The 4,526-nt window shown below is 73.2% G+C and carries 2 protein-coding genes; both read right to left on the minus strand.

Translation table 11 applies throughout. The annotated features are described in order from the left end of the window. A partial coding sequence (locus tag AB0B85_RS33505) for a beta-ketoacyl synthase N-terminal-like domain-containing protein (protein WP_357413775.1) occupies positions 1–1,742 on the minus strand: 1,742 nt, incomplete at its 3' end. Between the two features lie 29 nt (positions 1,743–1,771). Continuing rightward, on the minus strand, positions 1,772–4,526 hold a 2,755-nt coding region (locus tag AB0B85_RS33510), incomplete at its 5' end, for a KR domain-containing protein (RefSeq protein WP_357413777.1).

The following is a 4,526-nucleotide window of genomic DNA, read 5'->3' on the forward strand; positions in this document are numbered from 1 at the left end:
ACCGGAAAAACCCCATACAACTCCCGACCCATCCCCAACCGCTGCGCACCCTGACCCGCAAACAACACACCCAACCGACCACCCACCACACGACCAATGACGGACGGAGCCCCCAACGCCGCCTGCAACTGCCGCACATCCCGACCAACCACCGCCGCCCGAAACTCAAACCCCGCCCGCCGCGTCAGCAGAGCACGGCCCACGGCAGCCGGAGAGGCCCCGTCCAGCTCGGCCTGCGCCAGCCGCGCCGCCTGGGCCCGCACGGCAACCTCCGACCGCCCGGTCACCACCCACGGCACCACACCAGCCACCGCCTGCGCGGGCTTCCCAGCAGCCGCCGGCACGACCGCGGGAGCGGCCTCAAGGATGAGGTGCGCATTAGTGCCACTAAACCCGAACGACGACACCGCCGCCCGACGCGGACGGTCGAGTTCCGGCCACTCCCGCGCCGAAGTCAACAACTGCACCGCACCCGCCGACCAATCCACAAACGGCGACGGCTCATCCACATGCAACGTCCGCGGCAACACACCATGCCGCATCGCCATCACCATCTTGATCACACCACCGACCCCAGCAGCCGCCTGAGTATGACCAACATTCGACTTCAACGACCCGATCCACAACGGACGGCCCGCCGGGCGCCCCTGCCCATACGTCGCAATCAACGCCTGCGCCTCAATCGGATCACCCAACCGCGTACCAGTGCCGTGCGCCTCGACCACGTCCACGTCAGCCGCCGACAGGCCCGCACTCGCCAGCGCCGCCTTGATCACACCCTGCTGCGACGGCCCGTTCGGGGCGGTAAGTCCACTGCTGGCACCGTCCTGGTTGACCGCACTGCCCCGGATCACGCCGAGGATGCGGCGGCCGTGCCGACGGGCGTCGGACAGCCGCTCCAGCACCAGCACGCCAACACCCTCACCCCAACCCGTGCCGTCGGCGGCGGCGGAGAACGCCTTGCAGCGACCGTCCGGAGCCAGGCCGCGCTGGCGGCTGAACTCGACGAACGCCGCCGGGGTGGCCATCACCGCGACCCCGCCTGCCAGCGCCAGCGAGCAGTCGCCCTTGCGTAGCGCCTGCGCGGCCAGGTGCATCGCCACAAGCGACGACGAGCACGCGGTGTCGATGGTGACCGCGGGCCCTTCCAGGCCGAACACGTACGACACCCGACCCGACGCGATCGACCCGGCGCTGCCCGCGCCGACGAGCCCCTCGAACCCGTCCGGGATGGCACCGTGCAGCCGAGCGCCGTAGTCGGCGTACATCACTCCGGCGTAGACGCCGGTCGCGCTGCCGCGCGCCGTGCCGGGGTCGATGCCGGCATGCTCGAACGCCTCCCACGACGCCTCGAGCAGCAGCCGCTGCTGCGGGTCCATCGCCAGCGCCTCACGCGGGCTGATGCCGAAGAAGTCGGCGTCGAACAGGTCGGCGTCGTGCAGGAAGCCACCCTCCCGGGTGTACGTGTGGCCTGCCGCGTCCGGGTCGGGGTGGTAGAGCCCGTCCACGTCCCAGTCCCGGTTCGTCGGCAGGCCGTCGACCGCGTCCACGCCGTCGGCGACCAGCCGCCAAAGCTGCTCCGGCGAGCCGACCCCGCCCGGATAGCGGCAGCTCATCCCGACGATCGCAATCGGCTCCCGGTCGCACTCCTCGACGTCGCGGACGCGCTGCCTCGTCTGGTGCAGCTCGACCGTGACACGCTTGAGGTAGTCGACGAGCTTCTGCTCTTCCGGAGTTGACACGGTTGGCCTCTCGATGGTCACGGTCCGGGTCAGAGTTCGCCGAGTTCACGATCGATGAAGTCGAAGAGCTCGTCGGTGCTGGCGGCGTCGAGCTGGTCGCGCACCTCGTAGTCGTCGGCGGGCTTGCGCGCCTCGGCGAGCCGGGCGAGCATGCCGCGTAGCTGTGCCTCCACCCGGTCCTGGGCCTCGTCGTCGGCCGCGACACCCAGCAGCGAGAGCTCCAACTCGTCTAGCTTGGTGAACAGCGGCGCGGTCGCGTTCTGGGCGTGCTCGGCGGCGAGTTCGGCCCGCACATGCTCGGTGATGGCGTGCGGGGTCGGGTAGTCGAAGACGAGCGTCGCCGACAGCCGCAGCCCGGTCGCCGCGCCGAGCTGGTTGCGCAGCTCGACCGCGGCCAGCGAGTCCAACCCCAGTTCCAGCAGGCCGCGGTGCGGGTCGAGCCCGTCCGTCGAGGACCGGCCGAGCACGTTGGCCACCCGGCCGAGCACGTACTCGCGGATGATCGGCAGCCAGGTGTCGGCCGGGACCGCGCTGAGCTGGTTGACCAGCGCGTGCTCTTGTCCGGCGGCGCCAGCGTCGGGCGTGGTGCGGCGGCGGGCCGGGATGAGCGAGTGCAAGATCGGCGGCGCGGTGTCGTGGCTGAGCTGCTGCGGTTGGAGTCCGAGCGGGACCAGCACGGCCGCGTCGATGCCGAGTGCGGCGTCGAACAGGGCCAGGCCCTCGGCGGGCGGCAGCGCCCGAACTCCGGAGCGGGCCAGCCGCTGCCGGTCAGCGTCCCCGAGCGCGGCCGTCACGTCGCCTGCGCTGTCCCACAGGCCCCAGGCCAGCGACAGCGCGGGCAGCCCGCAGGCCCGCCGGTACTGGGCAAGGCCGTCGAGGTATGCGTTGGCAGCGGCGTAGTTCGTCTGGCCCGGGTTGCCGAGCACCCCGGCGGCCGAGGAGAACAGCACGAACAGGCGCAGGTCGAGGCCCTCGGTCAGCTTGTGCAGGCGCCATGCCGCCTCGGCCTTCGGCCCCCAGACCCCGCGCATCCGCTGCGGGGTCAGCGACTCCACCACGCCGTCGTCGACGACGCCCGCCGCGTGCACGACACCCACCAGCGGGTACGCCGGCTCGACGGCGCGGAGCACCGCGTCCAGCGCGGATGCGTCGGCCAGGTCGGCCGCGGCGATGCCCACCGTCAGCGCACCCGCGGCTCGTAGCGACTCCGCCAGCTCCCCAGCGCCAGGTGCCTGCGCACCCCGGCGGGAGACCAGCAACAGATGACGCACACCGTGCGCGGTGACCAGATGGCGGGCCACGAGTGCGCCGAGATCGCCGGTACCCCCGGTGACCAGGACCGTGCCCTCCCCCAGCTCGGGAACCGCCGGTGCGGCTACCCCCAGCGTGGGGACCGCCGATGCGGCTGCGGAAGCGCGGACCAGGCGCAGCGCCAGCCAGGCTCCGCCGCGCCAGGCGAGCTGGGGCTCGGCGGGCAGCGCCGACACGTCCACCGGGCCCGGCGCGTCCACCAGGACGATCCGGCCCGGGTGCTCGGACTGCACCGAACGGACCAGGCCCCACACCCCGGCCACGGCGGGGTCGACCTCGTCGCCGGCCGCCGCGGCGACCGCGCCTCGGGTCACCAGGATCAGCCGCGACGCCGGATCGGCGGGCTCGGCGAGGAAGCCCTGCACCAGGTCGAGCACCGCGCAGACCAGGTCCGGCGATCCGCCGCCCGAGGACGACAGCTCACCCGGGACGGACACGACCATCGCACTCACCGGGACCAGCGCGGACGCGGGTACCCAGTCCAGCGCGAACATGGACCGGGCCGCGCCGCCGAACTGGTCTGCCGAGACCGGCCGCAGCGCCACCGTGCCGACCGTCACGACCGGACGCCCGGCCGGGTCGGTCAGCTCCAGCGCCACCCGTCCCGGCGCCACCGTGGCTCGCACCCGCACCACCCGCGCGCCGGGCACGTGCACGGCCACGTCCCGCCAGGAGAACGGCAGGCTGGCCCCGGTCCCGGCCGCACTCGACGCGGCGATGAGATGCAATGCCGCGTCGAGCAGGGCCGGGTGCGCGCCGAACCGCTCCGCCGGTTCCCCGGCGGGCAGCGCGACCTCGCCGAATACGTCCTCGCCCCGGCGCCAGGCGTGGCGCAGGCCGCGGAACACCGGCCCGTACGCGAGCCCCACTCCGCCGAGCCGATCGTAGAGCCCGTCGACGTCGACTTCCTCCGCGTCGGCAGGCGGCCACACGACCGGCCCGCCGGACAACTGCGGCTCCGGTTCGCCCGCCGCGAGCAGGCCTGCGGCGTGGCGGCGCCACTGCCCGCCGTCACCTTCCGGTCGCGAGTGGATGTTCACGTTACGCTGCCCGGTCTCGTCCGGCCCGCCGACCGCGACCTGCAACAGCACTGCCTCGGACTCCGGCAGCACCAGCGGCGCCTCGATCGTCAGCTCCCGCAGGATGGTCGCCCCGACCTGAGCCCCGGCCCGCAGGGCCAGCTCGACGAAGGCCGCGCCGGGCAGCAGCACCGCCCCGCCGACCGCGTGATCGGTCAGCCACGGCTGCGTACGCACAGACAGGCGCCCGGTGGCGATCCAGCCGCCCGAGTCGAGCACCGGCACCCCGGCGCCGAGCAGCGGGTGGTCCGCCGCGACGAGTCCGGCGGTGGTCACATCCCCGGCCGCGGCGGTCGGCAGCAGCCAGTAGCTTTCCCGCTGGAACGCGTAGGTGGGCAGGTCGACGTGCTCGGCGGCCGGACCATAGAACGCGTTCCAGTCGAGGTCGACTCCC

The sequence above is a fragment of the Micromonospora sp. NPDC049044 genome (assembly GCF_040649215.1).
Taxonomy (GTDB): domain Bacteria; phylum Actinomycetota; class Actinomycetes; order Mycobacteriales; family Micromonosporaceae; genus Micromonospora.